At 35.1% G+C, this 21,300-nt stretch carries 23 protein-coding genes; 11 read left to right on the plus strand and 12 right to left on the minus strand.

Annotation, left to right across the window (positions count from 1 at the left end; translation table 11 throughout):
- Positions 1 to 96: 96 nt before the first annotated feature.
- Genes BQ6100_RS09065 through BQ6100_RS09075 form a run of 3 tightly spaced genes read right to left on the minus strand, consistent with a single transcriptional unit; the run spans position 97 to position 2,297 of the window.
- Positions 97 to 825, minus strand: a complete 729-nt coding sequence (locus BQ6100_RS09065; protein WP_075981356.1) for an amino acid ABC transporter ATP-binding protein — start codon at positions 823 to 825, stop codon at positions 97 to 99.
- Complete coding sequence (locus tag BQ6100_RS09070) at positions 822 to 1,466, minus strand: amino acid ABC transporter permease (protein WP_075981357.1); 645 nt, start codon at positions 1,464 to 1,466, stop codon at positions 822 to 824. Before BQ6100_RS09070 ends, BQ6100_RS09065 begins: the two co-directional genes overlap by 4 nt.
- Positions 1,467 to 1,526: 60 nt before the next feature.
- Entirely contained in the window at positions 1,527 to 2,297 is a 771-nt protein-coding gene (locus BQ6100_RS09075) for a transporter substrate-binding domain-containing protein (RefSeq protein ID WP_075981358.1), read from the minus strand.
- Between the two features lie 322 nt (positions 2,298 to 2,619).
- Here BQ6100_RS09075 and BQ6100_RS09080 point away from each other — a divergent pair, with 322 nt between their 5' ends.
- From BQ6100_RS09080 to BQ6100_RS09095, 4 genes are all read left to right on the plus strand, one after another.
- Positions 2,620 to 3,243, plus strand: a complete 624-nt coding sequence (locus BQ6100_RS09080) for a TetR/AcrR family transcriptional regulator (protein WP_075981359.1) — start codon at positions 2,620 to 2,622, stop codon at positions 3,241 to 3,243.
- A gap of 134 nt (positions 3,244 to 3,377) precedes the next feature.
- Positions 3,378 to 4,262, plus strand: a complete 885-nt coding sequence (locus tag BQ6100_RS09085) for an ABC transporter ATP-binding protein (protein WP_075981360.1) — start codon at positions 3,378 to 3,380, stop codon at positions 4,260 to 4,262.
- A 6-nt stretch (positions 4,263 to 4,268) separates the two neighbouring features.
- Positions 4,269 to 5,066 (plus strand): ABC transporter permease subunit, encoded by a 798-nt coding sequence (locus tag BQ6100_RS09090; protein WP_075981361.1) that lies wholly within the window; start codon positions 4,269 to 4,271, stop codon positions 5,064 to 5,066.
- Positions 5,067 to 5,113: 47 nt separating this feature from the next.
- Positions 5,114 to 5,914 carry an ABC transporter permease subunit gene (locus tag BQ6100_RS09095; protein WP_075981362.1) on the plus strand — a complete coding sequence of 267 codons (801 nt, stop codon included), beginning with the start codon at positions 5,114 to 5,116 and terminating at the stop codon, positions 5,912 to 5,914.
- 63 nt (positions 5,915 to 5,977) lie between these two features.
- On the opposite strand, the gene BQ6100_RS09100 is transcribed toward BQ6100_RS09095, so the two are convergent.
- Positions 5,978 to 6,793, minus strand: a complete 816-nt coding sequence (locus BQ6100_RS09100) for a ZIP family metal transporter (RefSeq protein WP_075981363.1) — start codon at positions 6,791 to 6,793, stop codon at positions 5,978 to 5,980.
- A gap of 236 nt (positions 6,794 to 7,029) precedes the next feature.
- On the opposite strand from BQ6100_RS09100, the gene BQ6100_RS09105 reads away from it, so the two are divergent.
- Positions 7,030 to 7,776, plus strand: a complete 747-nt coding sequence (locus BQ6100_RS09105) for an ABC transporter ATP-binding protein (RefSeq protein WP_075981364.1) — start codon at positions 7,030 to 7,032, stop codon at positions 7,774 to 7,776.
- On the plus strand, positions 7,773 to 9,731 hold the full coding sequence (locus BQ6100_RS09110) for an ABC transporter permease (RefSeq protein WP_075981365.1): 1,959 nt from the start codon (positions 7,773 to 7,775) through the stop codon (positions 9,729 to 9,731). The genes BQ6100_RS09105 and BQ6100_RS09110 overlap by 4 nt, the downstream gene beginning before the upstream one ends.
- Before the next feature lie 6 nt (positions 9,732 to 9,737).
- On the opposite strand, the gene BQ6100_RS09115 is transcribed toward BQ6100_RS09110, so the two are convergent.
- Positions 9,738 to 10,736 (minus strand): sensor histidine kinase, encoded by a 999-nt coding sequence (locus BQ6100_RS09115; RefSeq protein WP_075981366.1) that lies wholly within the window; start codon positions 10,734 to 10,736, stop codon positions 9,738 to 9,740.
- The gene (locus BQ6100_RS09120; RefSeq protein ID WP_075981367.1) at positions 10,733 to 11,404 is read right to left on the minus strand and encodes a response regulator transcription factor; all 672 of its coding nucleotides are present in this window, start codon (positions 11,402 to 11,404) and stop codon (positions 10,733 to 10,735) included. Before BQ6100_RS09120 ends, BQ6100_RS09115 begins: the two co-directional genes overlap by 4 nt.
- A gap of 241 nt (positions 11,405 to 11,645) precedes the next feature.
- On the opposite strand from BQ6100_RS09120, the gene BQ6100_RS09125 reads away from it, so the two are divergent.
- Positions 11,646 to 12,371, plus strand: coding sequence for a PdaC/SigV domain-containing protein (locus tag BQ6100_RS09125; RefSeq protein WP_075981368.1), 726 nt, complete (start codon positions 11,646 to 11,648; stop codon positions 12,369 to 12,371).
- Between the two features lie 84 nt (positions 12,372 to 12,455).
- Here BQ6100_RS09125 and BQ6100_RS09130 read toward each other — a convergent pair whose 3' ends face one another.
- The gene (locus tag BQ6100_RS09130) at positions 12,456 to 12,833 is read right to left on the minus strand and encodes a PH domain-containing protein (RefSeq protein WP_075981369.1); all 378 of its coding nucleotides are present in this window, start codon (positions 12,831 to 12,833) and stop codon (positions 12,456 to 12,458) included.
- A gap of 438 nt (positions 12,834 to 13,271) precedes the next feature.
- Here BQ6100_RS09130 and BQ6100_RS09135 point away from each other — a divergent pair, with 438 nt between their 5' ends.
- Positions 13,272 to 14,321, plus strand: coding sequence for a 2,3-butanediol dehydrogenase (locus BQ6100_RS09135; protein ID WP_075981370.1), 1,050 nt, complete (start codon positions 13,272 to 13,274; stop codon positions 14,319 to 14,321).
- A gap of 111 nt (positions 14,322 to 14,432) precedes the next feature.
- Here BQ6100_RS09135 and BQ6100_RS09140 read toward each other — a convergent pair whose 3' ends face one another.
- The 4 genes from BQ6100_RS09140 to BQ6100_RS09155 form a co-directional block, all read right to left on the minus strand.
- Positions 14,433 to 15,086: an alpha/beta hydrolase family protein gene (locus tag BQ6100_RS09140; RefSeq protein ID WP_075981371.1), complete on the minus strand. Its 654-nt coding sequence runs from the start codon at positions 15,084 to 15,086 to the stop codon at positions 14,433 to 14,435.
- A 286-nt stretch (positions 15,087 to 15,372) separates the two neighbouring features.
- Entirely contained in the window at positions 15,373 to 15,813 is a 441-nt protein-coding gene (locus BQ6100_RS09145) for a cell wall hydrolase (protein ID WP_075983499.1), read from the minus strand.
- Between the two features lie 297 nt (positions 15,814 to 16,110).
- Positions 16,111 to 17,112, minus strand: coding sequence for a LysM peptidoglycan-binding domain-containing protein (locus tag BQ6100_RS21915; protein ID WP_075981372.1), 1,002 nt, complete (start codon positions 17,110 to 17,112; stop codon positions 16,111 to 16,113).
- A 704-nt stretch (positions 17,113 to 17,816) separates the two neighbouring features.
- Positions 17,817 to 18,173 carry a VOC family protein gene (locus BQ6100_RS09155; protein WP_075981373.1) on the minus strand — a complete coding sequence of 119 codons (357 nt, stop codon included), beginning with the start codon at positions 18,171 to 18,173 and terminating at the stop codon, positions 17,817 to 17,819.
- A 194-nt stretch (positions 18,174 to 18,367) separates the two neighbouring features.
- Between BQ6100_RS09155 and BQ6100_RS09160 the strand changes: the two genes are divergently transcribed.
- Both BQ6100_RS09160 and BQ6100_RS09165 read left to right on the plus strand, forming a co-directional pair.
- Positions 18,368 to 18,643 carry a hypothetical protein gene (locus BQ6100_RS09160; protein ID WP_075981374.1) on the plus strand — a complete coding sequence of 92 codons (276 nt, stop codon included), beginning with the start codon at positions 18,368 to 18,370 and terminating at the stop codon, positions 18,641 to 18,643.
- 692 nt (positions 18,644 to 19,335) lie between these two features.
- The gene (locus BQ6100_RS09165; protein ID WP_075981375.1) at positions 19,336 to 19,650 is read left to right on the plus strand and encodes a hypothetical protein; all 315 of its coding nucleotides are present in this window, start codon (positions 19,336 to 19,338) and stop codon (positions 19,648 to 19,650) included.
- A 245-nt stretch (positions 19,651 to 19,895) separates the two neighbouring features.
- Here the strand turns inward: BQ6100_RS09165 and BQ6100_RS09170 are convergent, their stop codons facing one another.
- Positions 19,896 to 20,444, minus strand: a complete 549-nt coding sequence (locus BQ6100_RS09170) for a CBO0543 family protein (protein WP_075981376.1) — start codon at positions 20,442 to 20,444, stop codon at positions 19,896 to 19,898.
- 148 nt (positions 20,445 to 20,592) lie between these two features.
- Between BQ6100_RS09170 and BQ6100_RS09175 the strand changes: the two genes are divergently transcribed.
- Positions 20,593 to 21,183, plus strand: a complete 591-nt coding sequence (locus BQ6100_RS09175; protein ID WP_075981377.1) for a DUF421 domain-containing protein — start codon at positions 20,593 to 20,595, stop codon at positions 21,181 to 21,183.
- Positions 21,184 to 21,300: the final 117 nt, after the last annotated feature.

The following is a 21,300-nucleotide window of genomic DNA, read 5'->3' on the forward strand; positions in this document are numbered from 1 at the left end:
CCTAAGTGAAGCAAGCATGGCGGTGGTATCTGTCTCCTCAGCAAAAAAAGAAGCACGGAACCGTCCCCATGCTTCCAGAGAACCCCGTGCTCCTAATTATAGTACCTTACTTAAAAAGGCCTTTGTTCTTTCATGCTGAGGGTTGCCGAATAATTCATTCGGTACATTTTCCTCCACAATATAACCACCATCCATGAAAATTACTCGATCTCCCACTTCACGGGCAAAGCCCATTTCATGTGTAACAACTACCATGGTCATTCCCTCTTTAGCTAGTTGCTTCATTACCTCTAGAACATCTCCGACCATTTCTGGATCTAATGCTGAAGTCGGCTCGTCAAATAGCATAATTTTTGGATTCATTGCCAACGCCCTTGCAATCGCCACCCTCTGTTGTTGACCGCCGGATAACTCTCCCGGATAGCTGTTTGCCTTTTCTTTAAGGCCGACCTTTTCTAGTAATTCATGGGCTATTTTTTCAGCCTCCCCCTTTTCCATAGATAGGATTTTAATAGGCCCTAGTGTTATATTTTCTAAAACAGATTTATGAGGAAACAGATTAAATTGTTGGAAAACCATTCCAACTGTTTGTCTAACCTTGTTTATATTAATTTTTGGATCTGTAATACTATAGTCGTTTATCACTACTTCGCCACCTGAAATTTCCTCCAGGCGATTTAGGCATCGAAGAAAGGTGCTTTTTCCAGATCCAGATGGCCCAATAACACAAACTACTTCTTTTTCTTGTACATTTACGCTAATATCCTTTAGAACCTCAATATTTCCAAAAGATTTTCTTAGATTTTTAACTGTTATGATACTCATCGAAGCTGAATCCTCCTTTCGACGAAATTAGCCAGTATTGATAACAAATAGATAATGATAAAATAAATGACCCCAACCGTCAGCCAGATTTTAAATGCCTCAAAGGTTGCTGCTGCTTGGATTTGACCCTGTTGGGTTAAATCAGCAATTCCGATGATCGATAATAAAGAAGTATCTTTTAAGCTAATGATAGATTGATTGGTTATAGTCGGTAGCATTCTTCTAAATGCCTGTGGCAGGATAATGAACCTCATTGTTTGTCCACTTGTAAAACCAATTGATCTTGCTGCTTCTGTTTGTCCCTTGTCAATGGATTGGATTCCTGCTCTGATAATTTCCGCGAAATATGCCCCTGCATTAATGGCAACAGTGATGATACCTGCTGTTGTGTTGTTCAGGGAAATCACCTGGAGTGAATTGATACCAAAATAGATAAAAAACAACTGCACAATGAATGGTGTCCCTCGTATGGCGTCAACGTAAATCTTTGCAATCCAGTTCAAGATCTTGATGGGGGCAAGTCGCATCAAGGCCATAATTAAACCAATGATAAAACCAAGAATAATCGCGATGACAAATATGTAAAGTGTTACTTGCAATCCTTTTAGTAACATAGGTAATGCTGCACTGATTGTATCCAATCTTAGTTCTCCTTTCAAAAAGAAAGCACGCCTACAGCGCGCTTCCATAATGTTATTCCATTATTCACCTAAGTAGGTTTTAATTATTTCATCATAGGTTCCGTCTTCTTTAAGCTCCTCAAGACCTTTGTTTATTTTCTTAAGTAAATCTTGATTTTTGCCTTTTAATACAGCTATTCCGTATTGGTCCCCATTTAGACGGTCACCAACGATTTTTAGGCCAAGATCTTTTTGAGCAATTGCATAAGAGATTACTGGATAATCCTCAATTAATGCATCTGCATTTCCGTTTGCAACTTCCTGGAACATTGCCGGACTATCGTTAAATTGAACGACTTTAATATCTAGTTTCGTTGCATTATCCTGTGCGTATTTAGCACCGGTTGTTCCTTTTTTAACTGCAACTGTTTTTCCTTTAAGATCATCAGCTGATTTAATACTTGAATTATCTTTGTTAACAACTACAGTTAACCCAGCATCAAAATATGGTGTAGAAAAGTCTACTATTTTCTTTCTTTCATCTGTAATACTCATACCTGCAATTGCAACATCTAACTGATTAGCTTGCATGGCAGGAATAATTCCACCAAAATCCATTGGATTAAGTTCAATTTCGAATCCCTGATTTTTTGCAATGGCATTGATTAAATCAATATCGATCCCTTTATACTCATTTCCTTCTTTATATTCAAATGGTGGATAGGTTGTATCTACACCCACTTTATATACCTTTTCACTATTCTTTTTCTCCCCTGTTGTTTCCTTGCCTCCACACGCTGCAAGAATAATAGTGAAAATTAAAAATAAGCTAAACAAACCAAATTTCTTCATTCAATGCACCCCTATTTTTTGATTATTTTTAATAGAATGAAAACACTTTCAAATCTACTATATCATAGTTTACTAGGATATTAGAAGTATTATTTCCAAATATGTATTTTTATTGAAAAATTGGTATGTAATATTTTTGGCAACGGGCAATATATTAAATATTGACTTATGTGGTCAATATAACTACAATGATATTGACCACATAAGTCAATAGAGTGGAATTTACATTTCTATTCCTTTAGGTTTAGCAATTCTCCCTTTAACAAAGGCTATAAAGACATGGGCTAATTATCAGAATGAAATTTTGCGGGAGGTGAATGAAATGTTCTCAAAATTCTTTAACCTAAGTCAAGAAAAACAAGATCGCATCTTAAATGCCGCTTTGAAGGAATTCGTACTGAAGGGATACCAGCTTGCATCAACCAATGAAATTGTTAAGGAGGCAGATATTTCCAAAGGTTTGTTGTTCCATTATTTTAAGAATAAAAAGACGTTATATTTGTTCTTGTATGAGCATTTTATGGAGATTTTTATCCAGGACATTGTTTCTAAACTGGATCGCACGGAAAAGGATATTTTTGTTCGTTACAGGGATATCGGAAAATTGAAGTTTGAATTGTACAGTAAATATCCGGATATGTTTAACTTTATCAAGAGCGTATATAAGGAAGATGCCTCTGAAGTAAAAGGAGATATTGATAAGCTGAATAAACAATTTTTAAGTATTGGTTACCATGACCTTTTCGGAGATATTGATTATTCGAAATTTAAAGATGACTTAGATATTGAAAAAACAATTAATGTTATTTTTTGGACTTTGGAAGGATTCGCCTATCAATACTTAGATAAAGTAACAGCATTAAATATCGAGGAAATTGACTTTGAAGGTTTGATGAAGGAAATGGAAATCTATTGTGAGATGCTTCGAGATGCTTTTTATAAATAAACCTCGAATCTTTTCAAAGGATTCGTGTATGAAGCAAAAATGATTTAAAGCATTAAACCATTCCATGGTAAGAATTTCCATGCGAATATTATTATCTTATTAAAATAAATCGACAACTAAAAGGGGGTTCAAACATGAATGTAATCGAAATCAATCATCTAACGAAAATGTATGGAAAGTCCCGAGGAATTACAGATGTTAGTTTCAATGTTGAGGAGGGTGAGATCTTCGGCTTTATCGGTCCGAATGGTGCCGGAAAATCAACAACGATTCGAACATTACTATCATTGATTTATCCAACCAGCGGAAGCGCAAAAATTTTCGGGAAGGATTGTGTAAAATATGCTCCTGAGATTAAGAAGCAGATTGGATATTTACCTTCTGAAGTATTTTACTATGACAATATGAAAGTAATGGATCTATTAAAATATTCAGCTAGTTTTTATAAAAAGGATTGCTCAAAGAGAATCAAAGAATTAGCTGAAATCATGGATCTTGATTTAACGAAAAAAATTGATGATTTATCGTTAGGAAATAAAAAGAAAGTAGGAATTGTCCAAGGATTACTCCATGAACCTAAGCTCATTATTCTAGATGAACCTACAAGTGGCTTGGATCCACTGATGCAGCAAAAATTCTTTGACCTGCTTAAAGAGGAAAATAAAAAAGGAGCTACGATTCTCTTTTCTTCACACATTTTAACTGAAGTTCAGCGTTTGTGTAACCGGGTTGCCATCATTAAAGAAGGAAAAATCGTTACAGTTGAAAAGATTAGTACTTTGCAAGAAAACAATTATAAGAAATTCAGAATTGATACCACTTCAGCAATCAATAATGAATACTTTAATCTGGATGGCGTCGCCAAATTAGAGAAGAAAGGAAATGTGATTAGCTTCCTATTTAAAGGTAACATTAACCCTGTTTTGAAAAAAATTGCCGGAATTGATGTAACTAACATTTTGATAGAAGAGCCTGACCTTGAGGAGATCTTTTTGCATTACTACGAGAAGGAGGCTTAGGAAAAGATGAATATCTTTATTCATGAATTGAGGGCAAATGGGAAGTCTACGATCATTTGGTCTATATCACTGGTAGCGTTGGTAGTTTTATTCTTGTCCCTGTACCCTGCTTTTGCCAATGATACAGAGGAGTACACAAAGATATTAGCAGGCTATCCAGAGAGCATCCGAAACGCTTTTGGAATTAACCTTGAAAATTTCTTTACCATTCTAGGCTTTTATTGCTTTCCTTTTTCATTTATTACGCTATTCGGGGCGATTCAGGCGATGAATCTTGGCACCGCGATAGTCAGCAAAGAATCACGGGAAAAGACAGCAGATTTTCTGTTAACCAAGCCTGTTACCCGCTCAACAGTATTAACAGCTAAGCTTTTAGCAGCGACCGTTTCCATCGTTATTACGAATATCATTTATTTAGCCGGCGGGCTGTTGATGGCGAACCTAGTTAAGACAATGGATTTTAGCTATCAATTATTCATCATGATTTCACTGACGATGTTCTTTATTCAACTGATTTTTCTGGCGCTAGGGATTATAATTTCGGTCTTGGTTCGAAAAATAAAATCTGTGTTGTCAGTATCACTTAGCACTGTATTTGCCTTTTATTTTCTAGGTATGTTGAGTGATACATCAGGCGAAGATGCCAAACGCTTTATTACGCCATTTAAATATTTTGACACTTCCTACATTATGAAACATTCCAGTTATGAATCATCCTTTGTCATTGTTGGTGCAGTTATTATTATTTTAGCCATAGCAGGAAGTTATTTTGTATATACCAAGAAGGATATCCATGCTGTTTAAGAAATTGACTTTTAAAAGCTTAAGGCAAACTGGAGGTGTTTTTGAAGATGAATATATATTTGAAAGAATTGAAGTCTTATAGAAAATCGATCATCATTTGGAGTGTGGCCATCGTATTTATGGCGATCTCCGGGATGACGAAATATGAGGCCTATTCTTCATCCGGCCAATCGATTAATGAATTGGTGTCAGGGATGCCTAAATCTATGAGGGCAGTACTGGGCTTCTCAGATGTGGATTTATCTACCCTTGCAGGTTATTATTCTATTTTGTTTATTTATATTTTACTAATGGCTTTAGTCCATGCCGTTATGCTGGGCGCGGGAATTATTGCAAAAGAAGAGAGAGATAAGACGGATGAGTTTTTATTCGTTAAGCCAGTCTCCAGGTCAAAGGTCATTACTGCAAAGCTAATGGCTGCCTTTACAAATGTTGTGATTTTCAATCTAGTATCGCTCATATCATTGATTGCAGTCATGGGAAAATACAATACACACGGTGAAGAAGTAAATGGTGACGTTATTCTCACAATGGTCGGAATGTTCATATTGCAGTTATTGTTCTTATCAATCGGCAGTGCGATAGCTGCTGTGAAAAAGAAGCCGAAATCAGCAGCATCATTAGGTTCCGGAATCTTATTGCTCACATATATATTATCAATAGCCATTGATTTAAACGAAAAGCTTGAAGGGTTGAAATATTTCACTCCATTTAAATATTTTGAGGCAAAAGAGGTCATGTTCGGAGATGGACTGGAAATGGTCTATATTATACTGTCGGGTGTGATGGTTGTGCTCTTTTGCATTATCACCTTTATCTTTTTCAATAAAAGAGATTTGAACGCATAAGAAGCATGGGGACGGTTCTCTGCTTCCTCATAAGAGGAAGCAAGGAACCGTCCCCCGCTTCCGTTAGCCTAATGCCACATCTAGAATCATCATTAATACAAAACCAACCATTAGACTCATGGAAGCTAGGTCATTATTGCCTTTTTCTTGTGAGCTTGGTATTACTTCCTCGGCGACGACAAATATCATTGCGCCAGCAGCAAAGCTCAATGCGTATGGTAATAATGGTTCAATAAATGCTACAGCGATGGCACCAATAATTGCAGCAATTGGTTCCACCATTCCCGAAAATTGCCCGTAGAAGAAGCTCCTTCTGCGAGACATTCCTTCTCCCCTTAATGGCATGGAAACGGCAACTCCCTCTGGGAAGTTTTGAATCCCTATCCCTAAAGCTAAAGTTAAAGCGCCAGCCAAAGACGCTTCTGTTCCCCCATTAGCAAGTGCACCGAAAGCAATCCCAACAGCTAACCCTTCTGGAATATTATGAAGCGTGATGGCTAGCACCAATAGTGTACTTCTTTTTTTCCCTTTAGGATGAAACCCTTCTGCTTCACCAGCAGGGGAATTAGGATGTTGATGGGGTAGTATTTTATCAATTCCCCATAAAAAAAACCCTCCTAATAAAAAGCCTAATGCGGCCGGAAACCAGGCACCTATCGAGTTTTCTTCTGACATTTCAATGGCTGGTCCTAATAAAGACCAATAACTGGCTGCAATCATGACCCCTCCAGCAAACCCTAACATACTATCCAATAAACGTTGATTGATTGTTTTTGTTGCAAAAACAAGAGCAGCTCCAAAAGCTGTCATTCCCCAAGTAAATAACGTAGCTATGAATGCTTGTGTTATCGGATTAAAATGATGAAAAAAATCAACCATAAATATATCCCCTTTAATAAAATTTAACCGAAATTGAAGAGGTTAAAAGTTTCCTTTGGTAAACATTTTAGACTTCGGTCAATTTTTTATCAAATATTTAATACTCGGATTAAAAGGTTGATTGGAAATTTTAAAAGAGGATGGAACATGACAATAATGTCACTTTAGATTTTGTTATATCGATGGTTAACAAGGTTAATAGTCGTTATAGTATGTGGTGAAGGAGGTTTAAAACAATGACTAAAATTATTCAAACAAACAATTTATCGAAATCTTACGGAAAAACACAAGTCTTAAAAAACATTGATTTGACTATAGAGCAAGGTGAATTCACCGCGATTATGGGACCTTCTGGCTCTGGTAAAACCACATTATTGAACACACTCTCTACGATTGATACCTTTAACGCCGGGGAAGTTTGGATTGAAGGAAAGTCACTTTTAGACTTAAAAAAGAAAGACTTACGAGAATTCCGTCAGAAACGTATGGGATTTATTTTTCAAGATTATAATTTACTGGACACCTTAACGGTGAAAGAAAATATCCTACTGCCACTCTCGTTACAAAAAACACCTGTCCATGAAATGGAGCAGCGATTAGCGAAATTGATAGAAGCTTTAAATATTGAATCAATCTTAGATCAATATCCATCAGAAATTTCCGGAGGCCAAAAGCAGCGCACAGCTGCTGCGCGGGCGATCATCACTAATCCGGCGATTGTTTTTGCTGATGAACCTACTGGTGCACTTGATTCAAGGTCTGCTACCCAACTGCTGGAACAGCTTCAATTGCTTAATAAAACATTTGCGACAACAATCCTAATTATTACCCATGATCCATATGCAGCAAGCTACTGCCAGCGTGTAATTTTCCTTCGTGATGGGAAAATCGTTACTGAAATGTTTAAAGGAGATCAATCGGAAAAGGAATTCTTTGATAGAATCCTAACGATTCAAAGTGCCATAGGGAGTGACAAGAAATGAATTTAATTGATTTATCCTGGAGGAATATGAAAAGGAACTTCCGCTTATATACTATCTATTTCATTTCCATGCTTGTCGGGGTCGTCATCTTCTTTACCTTTACCGGCTTAATGTTTAATGAGGATGTCGTCGCCGCAATTCAAAATAAAGAAAACTACAAAATGGTTATTTTCCTTGCCTCTATTATTGTTTTCTTGTTTATTGTGTTCTTTATTTTGTACGCTAACTCCTTTTTCATGAAGCAGCGAAAAAAGGAATTCGGCATGTACTTGCTCTACGGAATGAAAGAAAGACAAGTTGCCGCAATGGTCTTTTTTGAAACGTTATTCTTAAGTGCCATTTCTGTATCCGGCGGAATAATAATCGGCGGACTACTATCGAAATTTTTCGGTGCGGTATTAATGAATTTAATGCATTACAATGAGGACATTTCTTTTGCTTTTCCACTTGAAGCAATTGTCTCAACCATTCTCCTATTTACTTTATTGATTGGCATTATTACCGTTCAAAGTTATATAAACGTTCGTCGTGTACAGTTAGTTGAACTATTCCATGCAAGGGAAAAAATGGACAAACCCCTTAAATTCTCCATGCCACTTGCTGTTTTGTCCATCCTGTTGATTATTGCCTCCTACTACACGATAATCATTGCAAGAGAAACAGATATATGGAAGGATTATTTTAATGAAACATTAACTGCAACAACCATCGCATTGATCGTTGGCACGTACTTATTTTTCCGCCAGTTTTCCGGTTGGATTTTACAAAAAATGAGTCAAAGAAAAAGCTACTATAAAGGAAACAAAATGTTATGGATTTCCTCCCTTCGATTTTCTATTCGAGGAAATGCAATTAACTTTACATTTAATTCTCTGATTAGTGCGATTGTCATCTTCACAGTTGGATTTCTTGCTGTGGATTATGCTATAAAGGCTGACGTTGTCGAACAAGAATTTCCAAACCATTTTGCCTTTTCAACGCAGGATATTGAAACACAAAAACAGATTGAAAAAATAATAAATGACACACATCCAATCATTGGACATGAGACAGTCACAGGAATTCAAACAGAAGAAATCCAAAATAGGAAACCATTTTTTAGTTATCCTGAATATTACACAGAGGAGTTTTACCTTTTCCCTGAATCACAATTAAATGCCATTGTCCATTTACGTGGGGTTGGCAAGAAGGTTAATTTAAAAGGGGAAGAAGCCATTGTTTTAACAAGAGGAATAGATGAACCTATCAAATATAAAAGTCAGCAACCAACAATTTCGGTTTTCAAAGACAGTACATTTCATGTCATTGAAAAGATACGATACCCGTTGTTAAGTATCCCAACGAGTCCTGGTGGAGATACAAAGCTTCAACCTTCTGCGATTGTTATTTCAGACGAAGCTTTTAAAAAATTAAAAGGAGATCATCCCCTTTCTTCCTATGAAATTTATCAAGTCGAAAAACCGAAAACATCTAATGACGTATCGAGAAAAATATATGATATCGTTATGAAAACAGAAGGAGCCTATTATTCAGCTTTTATAGATATGTATTCTATGGATACCGAGTCGTCCTCTTTGGTATTATTCTCCGTAGCATTTTTTGCAGTCATTGCTTTGTTTGCTTTAGGAAGTGTCATTTACTTTAAACAGCTACGGGAGGCGACAGAAGAACGTGAACACTTCGCAATTTTACGAAAAATCGGTGTTGGCGATAAAGAAATAAAAAGAATTATACGCAAACAATTGCTTTTTGTATTCCTGCCACCACTAATCATTGGGTTGGTTCATAGTTGGTTTCTCTTGTACTACACTGTCATCGCTTTAATAAAAGAACTACCTTCCTTAACGACAATTATTTTTTCTGTCATGGGATTGTATGTGTTAACTTATCTAATCTTTTATGTATCATCAACTTCGATTTATTACAAAATTGTCAACGAAAAAGCCACACGGTGAGTATATTTACTCATCGTGTGGCTTTTGTAGTTTTAAATATGGATCACTATCCACTGGAAAATGAATAATAAATTGGGTGAACTCTCCCACTTTTGAATTGCACGTAATGAAATGCCCCAGTTTGTTACTTAATTGCTGGGCTAAATATAAGCCCATTCCGGTCGACTTGGAAAAGCTACGTCCTGTTTCACCGGTAAAACCACGATTAAATATTCGTGGTAGATCTTTTTGGCTGATGCCAATCCCATTGTCCCTAATTAGGAGCTGCTTCTCTTGTGGGGTTTCAAATATTGATATAGTGATCTCCCCACCCGAATCTGTGTATTTTAAACTATTCGTGAGCAGCTGATTGATGATAAACTGAAGCCATTTAGGATCACTTTGAACTTCCATCCGTTTAGCAAGCATGTTCATTCGGATTTTCTTAGAAAAAAAAGTTTTCGAATGAGACTTAACAATCTCCTTTGAAATCTTGATAACATCACATTTTTGAATATCGTAATCCTGGTTAAAGCTATCGAGCTTGGCATAATAGAGAGCCTGATCGACGTAATTTTCAATCTTCGTGATTTCTTCCCTTAAACTATTTGGATCCATATCGGTTTGCTGTAATAATCGAAGAACGGCAATCGGTGTTTTGATCTCATGGAACCAGGAGACGATAAAATCATAATGCTCCTTCTGCCTGTCTTGAATCAAATTCATCTCACGGATATGCTCACGTTTCAGGTCATCGATGTAGTTTTTGGCAAATTCTCCTTCAAAGGACAAGGTCTCATATTCTTCACCATTTTCCATTTGTCGTGTCACATGTACATGTTTCCAATAACGGAATAATAAAAATCCGAATAACACTAGCGAAGATAAGGCAAAGGCATAGAGGAATGTCTCCCACCCCCAGTTTCCGTTGCTATTAGTGAAAAATACCGCTGCTGAAATCAGGAACCCGATTAGATACAAAAAGATAAAAGGCTTTTCATAGGTTAGAAAGCGAAAGAAGGTCATTCGATTAAATACCCCATTCCTTTCCGTGTGACGATAAACTCCTCTAAACCGAGGGTAGCGATTTTCCTACGCAGCCGGTTCACGTTAACGGTTAGTGTGTTATCATCGACAAATTGGTCTTCATTCCATAATGCTTGCATTAAATCCTCACGCGAAATGATTTTTCCAATATTCCTCATCATTAATTGTAAAAGAATGAATTCATTCCGACTTAGTTCCATGTTTTGCCCATGATAATCAATTGTTGAATTGGTGACATTCAGCCTCAATCCCCTATGATTGAAGCTTACCTCATCTTCCTGATAGGTATATTTCCTTCGGATTAACGCACTAATTTTCGCAACAAGAATGTCCAAATCAAAAGGCTTCTGAATAAAATCATCCCCACCCATATTAATTGCCATAATAATATCCATATTTTGATTTCTAGAGGATAGGAAAATAATCGGTACCTTTGAAACGGATCGTATCTTCTGACACCAGTAGTAGCCGTCAAAAACTGGTAGATTAATATCTAATAGAACAAGGTGCGGAGCCGCCTGCTCAAATTCCTTTAGCACCTCATCGAATTGCGTCACTTCTACCACATCATACTGCCACTTCTTCAGAGTATCACCGACAATATGTCTAATTTTTTCATCATCTTCAATTAACAATATTCTATACATGAAATCCCTCATCATTGTAAATTAATCATAACTTTATTTTAGCACAATAATGATGACCTTCATGCCATGTTTAATGTTTGCCATTAACCTTATTTTGTAACTTCCTTTTAGATATTTCGTCTATATATGTGAAGGGCTTCTTCTGGGGTAGGATATCATAGCCATAGAAAATAAGGGAAACAGAATAGATCCTTACCTGTAAGGATTCATTAAAATTCCCTTAAGATTAGGAGGATTTAATATGAAAAAAGTACCAATATTATTAGGGATGGTCTCAGCCTTTCTATTAGTATTTGTTTTTGCTTGTACTGCCTCGACTCCAAATACTGATGCAAATGCTACAAGCTCCCAAACCGCAAAATTCAAAAGTCATTCATACAAAGGCAACTCTTTAATAAAATATCCTGAAGTCTATGGAATTGATAAAAATGCTGCTACGAAGATTAACACCACTTTTAAAACAGCTGCTGAAAAAACATACCAGTCTTACCTAAATGTAAAGAAGAAAGAAAAAGCTGACCTAAAAAAAGGGACCTGCAGGAAAAATCCCGCTACCAAGAAATGTAAATACTCTGTTAATTCACTTTATAAAGTAAAGTATAATTCAAATGGAAAATTAAGTATTTATTATTCAGAATACACTTACACTGGTGGTTCAGGTGGAAAGTCCCGTGTAACCTTGTACAATTTCAACCTAGCTACGGGAAAACAATATAAAATCAATGATATTCTAAAAACCTCTAAAAATTATAAAAAAGTACAAAACTATGCATATAAATATCTAAGCACACACAAACCATATTCCAGCTCTGTCACTAAATTAAGTGATGTTCCAGTAAATAAAAATACACAATTCATATTTACTAAAGACGGAATTTACCTATATTTCACAAACTACAAAGGCTTCTTTGAACAATATGATAATGGAGATCCCTTTATAAAGATTCCTAAAAAGGTTTATGAGTAAGAAAGCACGGGGACGGTTCTCTGCTTCCAAAAGAAGCAGAGAACCGTCCCCGTGCTTCGGTCCCCCTTTGCTTCTAAATATATATTACCGTGCAACATAGGTTGCTAGTGATTTTTGTACATCATATATGCTCTTATCCTTTTTAAATTGTTTAGCTACTGGATTAGCGGTGCTTGAAATCCAAATTTTCAACTCTGCATCTAAATCAAAGGTACCTGCTGTTTCTACACTAAAATGGGTAATGCTCTTATATGGAATCGAATGATATTCAACCTTTTTACCCGTGACCCCCTGTTTATCAATTAGAATTAAACGAGTATTGGTAAAAACAATTAAATCTCTAATAAGTTTATAAGCCTTTTCTACCCTTTCATTATCAGTAATAATTACCTCTAATTCTTTCTCAACTGAAGAAATATCGACCTCGGATACATTTCCCATTAAACCATCTAATAGACCCATTTAAATGCCTCCTAAATATTTGTCTTAAAGAGTATATTCTTTATTATTAACTTAATTCCTGCTTCTAGTCTTTAAGGAGATCTAAGGTAACCCCTTCAAGTAAGGAACTGTCGGAATATTACGCCATAAAATGAATAATAAAAATAACTGTTCTATTTTCATCCACTCATTTGAGGAACAGATATTTAATCATTAGGAATAAACCCTATATTTAAATATGGTTTGCTATTACGTATATCCATTAAACATACCTTATTCTTTCAATTTTAAATATAAAAATACTATTTCAATACAATTAAATTTATTTAACTTTACAATCTGTTATTGTGAAAAAGTTCACAATTTTAAAACAAACTATTCATCTCCCCTTCACAAATAGAAAATATTGGAGTGATACACTGAGAAAGTACATAAGATTAATACTCAGGAGTGATTAAGGTGAAAGCATTAAGATGGCATAATGCCAAGGATGTACGATTAGAAAATATCGAAGAGCCTTCTGCAAAGAAAGGTCAGGTAAAATTAAAAATCGAATGGTGTGGTATTTGTGGAAGTGATTTACACGAATATTTAGCCGGTCCAATCTTTATTCCATATGAAACTCCAGATGCTTTATCAGGAGAGAAAGCACCTGTTGTCCTTGGACATGAATTCTCTGGGCAAGTCGTTGAGGTTGGTGAAGGAGTAGCACGCTTCCAAGTCGGAGATCGAGTTTGCGTCGAGCCAATCTATTCTTGCGGTGAATGTGAAGCTTGTAAACAAGGAAAATATAATCTTTGTGATAAAATGTCATTTTACGGTCTTGCTGGAGGAGGAGGAGGTTTTGCTGAATTCGCTTCTGTTCCAGAGCATATGATACATAAACTACCTGATACTGTCTCTTTTGAGCAAGGGGCTCTTGTTGAACCAGCTGCTGTTGCATTACATGCTATTAAACAAAGCAAAATAAAAGTTGGCGATAGTGCAGCAGTATTTGGAACAGGCCCAATTGGATTAATGGTCATTGAAGCGTTAAAAGCTGCTGGAATTACTGATATTTATGCAGTTGAGTTATCTGAGCAGCGGAGAGATAGAGCAGTTGAACTTGGTGCTGTAGGAGTTGACCCAACCAATGGTGATGTTGTGGAACAAATTTTGGCCCTCTCTGGCGGTGGAGTAGATGTCGCTTATGAAGTAACAGGTGTATCTCCTGTTCTTACTCAAGCCATTAAGTCAACTAAATTCAACGGTGAAACGATGATTGTCAGCATTTTTGAAAAAGAAGCATCTGTTCACCCTCAAAACATTGTGTTAAAAGAACGCTCTGTAACAGGAATCATCGGATACCGCAATGTCTTCCCTGCTGTTATCAGTCTAATGGCAAGAGGATATTTCCCTGCTGACAAATTAGTCACCAAACAAATTACTCTTGATGAAGTAATTTCAGGAGGGTTCGAAAGCCTGTTGAAAGAAAAAAATCATCTTAAAATTTTGGTGAAAGCTGAATAATTAAGTTAGGTTAACGATCATTATCTTGAACGGTCCAACTGTGCGTAATGCTTGGCGGATGAATATATATAATCCATTTCAACCCTTGGCCATTGCCAGGGGTTGAGTATTTCATTTGAATTTCCCAGTCATTAAAAAAGCATCAACCAACCTTGCTGTTTCTTCTTGATAGTGTATTTCCTTATGTCCATAGGGCAATATCATAAAATCCTTTAATTTTGGGAAATATACCGATTCAACTTCCACTCTGCCATCATTCTCATCCCGAATTAATTTTCCTAACAAGAGATTACTTTTATTACCTGCAATGGCTGCCATTTCGATATCAATATCATTCGCTATCTTGAGCTGTTTGACAGATTCGAAGGTTAGTGATTTCAAGGTCTTGAAGATTTCAACATAAAACCTAACATTTCCAGCAATATCGGCCAATTTACTACCTTTATTTGGTGTGGCTATGAGTACACATCTTCCAATTTGATGAGAATACTTTGTATCAGAAAGCAGCTTTCGAATAACTAATCCACCTGTACTGTGACCGACCAAATGTATTCTTTCATCTTCCTTTAAATTGAATTTAACCACTTCTTCTAAATAACCCGCTAAATCATAGGTTGCGTGTTCAACCTCTTTATAGGTAAGTTGTAAATCTGGTAAAAAACAATGATATCCCAGAGAATTTAAATACCGCTCCAAATGTCTCATATCTCTGGAACTTTTATTAAATCCATGTACTAAAATTACTTTTATTGTTAAGCCCTCCATAAAAATGCTTTTAGCATGTATAATATTTCTCCACATTTGGTTATAGGTTTTACCACTTGTTACAAACTAATTCGACTTTTATTATACCAAATATTAACATTTACATTTGAATTTTTCTCCCTTCTATTACAAGTTAAATTCCAGTAGTAAACATTACACCAATATCAAGTACACTCTTTGTAAGTCCGGTGGTAAAAACTATATCGAGCTTGATACATTTTAGTGACCATAATCACTCCCATTTTTTTGCATTTACATAATAAAAAAGCTTACCTCAAGAGTAAGCTTAACCGCTATAAACACTATCACATGTTCCAGCTTTCGGCTCATAATAACAATGATTTTTAAATTGACCTGCTATCGGCTGACCATACCATGTTGGAGGGCATGGTCCATATGGGTTAAAATACCAAAGAGCATATTTTCCAGGGTGCTGTCTCCAATAATCCAAATTTTGCTTCGCTAATCTTCTTTCCACATTTCTCGCTGCCTGATAAAACACATTCCCTTTTTGAACGGCTTCAAAGGAATAATTTCCTCCTTGAACTTGATAGATGACTTGAGAAACACTTCTCAAGCCTTTAAAGTCTAAACAATTGGCAACAAGTCGGTTTACAATGACATTTCCAACATATAACATTCCCAGTCTTCCTTCACCTTCAGCTTCAGCCCTCATCATCCTTGCCATTAGGTCAATATCTGAATTTCGGTAACTTGCTCTTGCCATATTTCCACCCCCAAAAATATAGTATGAAAATAAACCTTCATTCATGTCATTCTTTTTATTCCTTTAGGAAGCTGAATGCTCCTACAACGGATAGGTCAATGTTATTTATTCTTAACAAAAACAAATATTATTTCTTTTCCAGAACCCTTTAAATGGAATTTGGAGTCAGTAATCAGCCAAATTTGTCAAAAAAAAGACCTCTTATTCGAAGGTCTCAATTTTGTGTATCTTTTCTACCTTTAGATTTTTTTCTGATTGTAACGAATTATCCAATAAGAAATTAAAGTAATGCCAATATTATTTATACAAACTTTTTTGTTTTACCAGTGATCTTGTCATTTCAATATACTCATATAACGTATCTTTTTCCAGGCTTCCTTTCAATTTTTCCATTGTAGTTACATTCCCTAGTTGTGAGAAAGGAATTCTGATTGCTTTTACCTTGACATTTCCCTGTGTCGGTTTTTTCCCAGAATAATAATAAAAATTTATATTAGATATGTTAACCTTAGACTGAGATGCTTTCAATTCTTTTAAGAAGGTTAAAGTATATCCATAGCTTTCTTTTGTATCCGGAAGAAGGAAGTATAGGTGGGTGTTTGAGTGACTCCTGACTGAGCTATAGTTCCATTTTAGCTTCTTTTTCGTTAATTGATCCATCGTTTTCATATCCACCTGAACCCTTATGAAGAATTCGGTGGGTTTTTTCTTAAAAACCTTTAATGAAGGTTCAAGAAGCTTTCTAGCCTCATAACTCACCTTATTATTTATATAGTAGTCGACAACAATATCATCCTTGCCGATCATTTCCTTTGTTACCATATAGGTTAGTCCAGTACTTTTTTCTCTAATTTTTAAGATTACATATGGTGGGTCTTCGGAGTGCAAACCTGAATTTTGAACCTCGTACCCAGTAATCTTCATCTTATCTTTGTACATTCCTAACACATATTCAATGAGCCTGGACTTTTTAATCCACATTTTTTCGTTTTTCGTTAATGTTCTACTCTTTTCTACTTCTGCCAAATATTGTTTAGCTGTTTTATTGGATTGAGCTGCTGGTACTTTCAATTTTGCTCCGGCATAGATTCGGTCGGATATCAAGTGGTTAATGGATTTTAACCTTGAGACAGTCGTGTGGTACTGTCGTGAAAGTTCCCAGAGTGTAACACCTTTTTTGATTGTAATAGTTTTGTAGACTGTTGCAGCCTTCACACTATGGTGTTCCATGTTGATAAAAGAAAAAAATAACATGATTGGAATCATTACGGCAAATACTTTTAAGAGTCTTTTTTTCATTGTATCCCCTCCTCCTCCTATTTATTTTGTGGCATATTATAGCCCAAGCACCAGCTTAGAAGGTCAATAACTTGTAGTGAATCTTTGAAATTCTAGTACCCTACAACTATGCCGCCTATTTTGACAATACTCAATCGGTAATCTGACTTTTATACCGATGATTTCTGAGTAATATCATATTTATCGAGTCAATCCATTCTCCTTCATATTCCAGGTTGTTTTTATCAACGCTATCAAAACAAAGCCTATAAACCACTCGATTCACTAAGGTCATAGAAAAATTCTTATGTTACTAGAAAACTAATAATCCCTTTATATCCACTTTAATTCAAAATGTCAGAATTTTATATAGAAAATAGAATTAATAATTAATCTTACCCTTAATATAATTCTCATTATGAACAAATTACACTGATAGCAAACCTTCATACGAGTGACGAAAAACCTCCCCATTAGAGAAGGTTTCTTCACTTTTGCCAAATAGAATAGCTTTTAGAATCGCCATCTTCAAATATCCTATCCGCCCAGAAAAAAAGAAAATAAGTATAGAACACTCCTATAAATGCTCTTATTATGTAAACACAGAAATATTCATTTTAGATGCCTACAGCTATATTCAAAATCAACTCTTGATTCGTAAGATCAAAAAAGGGGCTATACTCCTTTATGAAGTAAAGCTCACGTTAACTAAGATAACAAATAAATTACAACTCGTTTTTCTCCCAAAGCTCGATCAGTCGACCATCAGGATCCTCAATCCAAATAAACTTTCCAAATTCACTACTCTCTTTTTTCTTAGCAAGAGATACACCCATATGTTCGAGATGCTTAATCATCTCATCAATATTATGTACTTGAAAATTTAACATCACTTGTTGATCTGTTGGAAAATAACTGTCATCATCGGTAAAGAATGAAAAGATCGTCTCCGTACCCAATTCATGTTTTATCATAGTCCCATTCCAATTATCAATTTCTATCTGTAATACTTCACTATACCACTTTTTTACAACTTCAAGATTTTTAGTTCTCCAAAATATTCCTCCGACACCTTTTAGCATGGGATTTAACTCCTTTCAAAAGTCAAATATTTTTCTACATTAGATATTCGCGATTAATATTTTTGTTCCTTTTTTAACTATACATGCCATTCACATAATAGGCATCCTAATAATTCACCCTTTTTTGTATTATTGATTTATCTTGTATAAATTCTATTTTCACCCAAATACTACTTTTTAGGGTGGTGTTCTTAATGAGTTTTCCAACTATACATACAAATTTTTGGGATGCAGTAATCGCTATTCCTGTTATTTTGGTACTAACGCAGTTAATTAAGATTGTTTTTAAAATACCAAAACAATTCGTCCCTACAGTAGCTTTGATAGTTGGTTTATCAATTTCAATATTTATTAGCCACCGCCATAATCTAGTTGCTGGACTATTTATGGGATGGTTCTATGGTTATGCTTCAATTGGATCGTATGCTTCGATCAAGACCTCGCTTATATTTCTCAGAAATAGAAAATAAACCAAAATTACGTTTTTACAAAGGCTTTTTATCAAGAAACAGTTGATAAGATCGTATTTATACCATTTATTCTGTCAAATGACATAATAACGCCTGTCTAAAATCTTCAGGAACTAACATTGTTACTTTTTTCTATTATACAAAACAGGGACTTCCTTTTATAAATTATCTTGAAATGAAAAAAACTACATTCATGGTATTCATAAATGTAGTTTTTTTCCTTTTCGTTAATTATTCCCCTTACCCAAGCAAGCTTCCTGATACTATCACTAGCCCTACAACAATTACCATTCCGATACCTTTAAAAATAAAATTCATTCGTTCCATAGCTTCCATCATTTTAAATTCCACCTTTAACTGATTGATTAATTACATCTTAAATGTCAAAAATGAAATTTTCATGACAAATACAGTCTTGTTCCAAAAAAGATTGTTTCAAGTTCTGTTTTTTATTGGTAGACGCAAAAAACGGAAGTCAACACGTCCATTTAGGATCCAGCTCTCAATTTCTATATAAATCACTATGCTCAGTGAGGGCTATTACTCAACCTATTATAAAAATGGCAGATTTCCGAGGGATAAAAGTATATTTTCACTGTGAATCTAGCAAATGTCCAAGCTGTTTTTGCAAAAATACATATCTTAATATTATCCGGACAACAAAAAGTAAAAAAATAGAGGAGAGATTATAAATGGAAGAAAAGTTTAGTCAAATTATGAATGCTGCACAAGGCTGGGACGGAGATGTTATTCAGAGAGTACTAGGAGCTTTAGTCATTTTAGGAGCTGTAGCTGAAAAATTTGCAATTGCTGAATTAATTGATGCAGAAGCAGACAAAATTAACGCTTTAGTAGATGCATTTCCTGAATATCCAGAAACACCACCAACTGTCCAAGATTTAATAGACGCAAATAATTCAGTTGGTAATGTATTTGCACAATTGTGCTGTGTATTAAATGCTATTAACGAACAAATTGAAAGAGGAGCAGACCTCCTTCAGGACTGACAATTTGCTCATTACTAAGTATTTCACCTTGTTGATGATCAATCATTCGTCACTTTAAGATTTAATTAGAAAAGCCCAAGGGCTATGGAAATGTCCGGGATTAATAGCCTGGGCTTTTTTATTATAGTATGTGAAAAGGAATGTTCTCTTATTGGCGAATTGAATTAAATCCACAAATTCCTATTTTATATTAGTTTTCAGTCTATTTATTTTTCATCTACCGTGTGAAAATGAAAGAAAAAATCTTAAGTTTCGTATTTTATTATAATAACAAAAAGTCTTAACAACAATCCATTAATAATGTAATAAAAAAATGAGTAAGTGAATTTCCATTTAAAAAGTTTATAAACCCCTATATATTGTGAAAATGGTTCTCCCACATACGCAAATAATACGGCTAGGATAAATAATCCTATACTAAAGGATTTCCAATTCGATGAATATTGATGAAGTAACATAAAAGCAACAGGTACTATACCAAAATTAAACGGAAAGGCATTGTGTCCGGCTGGAATAAGCTCAACAGGGTATCCCCAAAAAGCCAAATCCTCTCCAATTGAATCCAAATTAGCAGCAGTGATCATCGTTAATGTTCCAAATAGTAATAGTTCAAAGGTTCTTGACTTTTCATGAAATTTCATCCAAATGATCCAGGGTATGATTAATATTACGATTAATAGAAACCACCATTCAATTGAGAATAGTTCATTTTCAAGCCAAAATTTGATTCTTAAATTGGTTGTTTTTTCTTCTAAATTTCGGACGATATTAAGATTTTCTAAGTTATTTGACATATAAAAGAGTATTCCTCCATTATGGACATCCTCAGTAATAGGGTAATGTGCTCATATCCACCTAACATCATGCATTTATAAATTGTATAAAATGGTGAACTGGACTGAAAATATAATAAGGCATAAATAAAGAAAGGAAATACTAACAATGAATTTATCCTTAATTTGGCAAACAATTCTTATTTTTATTGTGGGAACGATTATTTTAAGAATTGGTGGAAGAAAAACAATCTCTCAAATGACTATTCCCCAAATGGTTATGATGATTTCCATCGGTACATTGCTAATCCAACCTGTCTCTGGACGGGGACTTTGGACCACTTTTGGGATAGCTGGAATATTGGTGGTTTCACTAATTATCACCGAATTTATCCAATTAAAATTTGACAATGCAGAAACTGTTATATCTGGTAAGGCTGTACCAGTTATTGAAAATGGGACGTTAATTGAGAGTAATTTAAAAAAACTTAGATTAACCGTTGATAAATTAGAGGAACGATTACGGCAAGTAGGAATTTCTAGTGTTTGCGATGTTCAATACGCCACATTAGAATCGAACGGACAACTTGGATTTACTTTAAAACCAGAAAAACAGCCTGCCACAAAAGAGGATATTCAAAACCTCATTAAGTTCATTCAAAATGGGCAACTATTAAATACTAATAACCAATCACAAAATAATATTTTCAATGAAATCCTACATAAAAACACAGATGATATACCTAAACAATTACAATAAGCTCTATCGAAACAATGAAGTGAAAACAGATCTGTTATCAAGTAACCCGATATGTGTATGTGGAGTTGTGTTAAAAAACAGTGACAAATTCATTTTATCGCAAACATATTAATGAAG

Source organism: Bacillus massilinigeriensis (assembly GCF_900117315.1).
Taxonomy (GTDB): domain Bacteria; phylum Bacillota; class Bacilli; order Bacillales; family Cytobacillaceae; genus Bacillus_BE; species Bacillus_BE massilionigeriensis.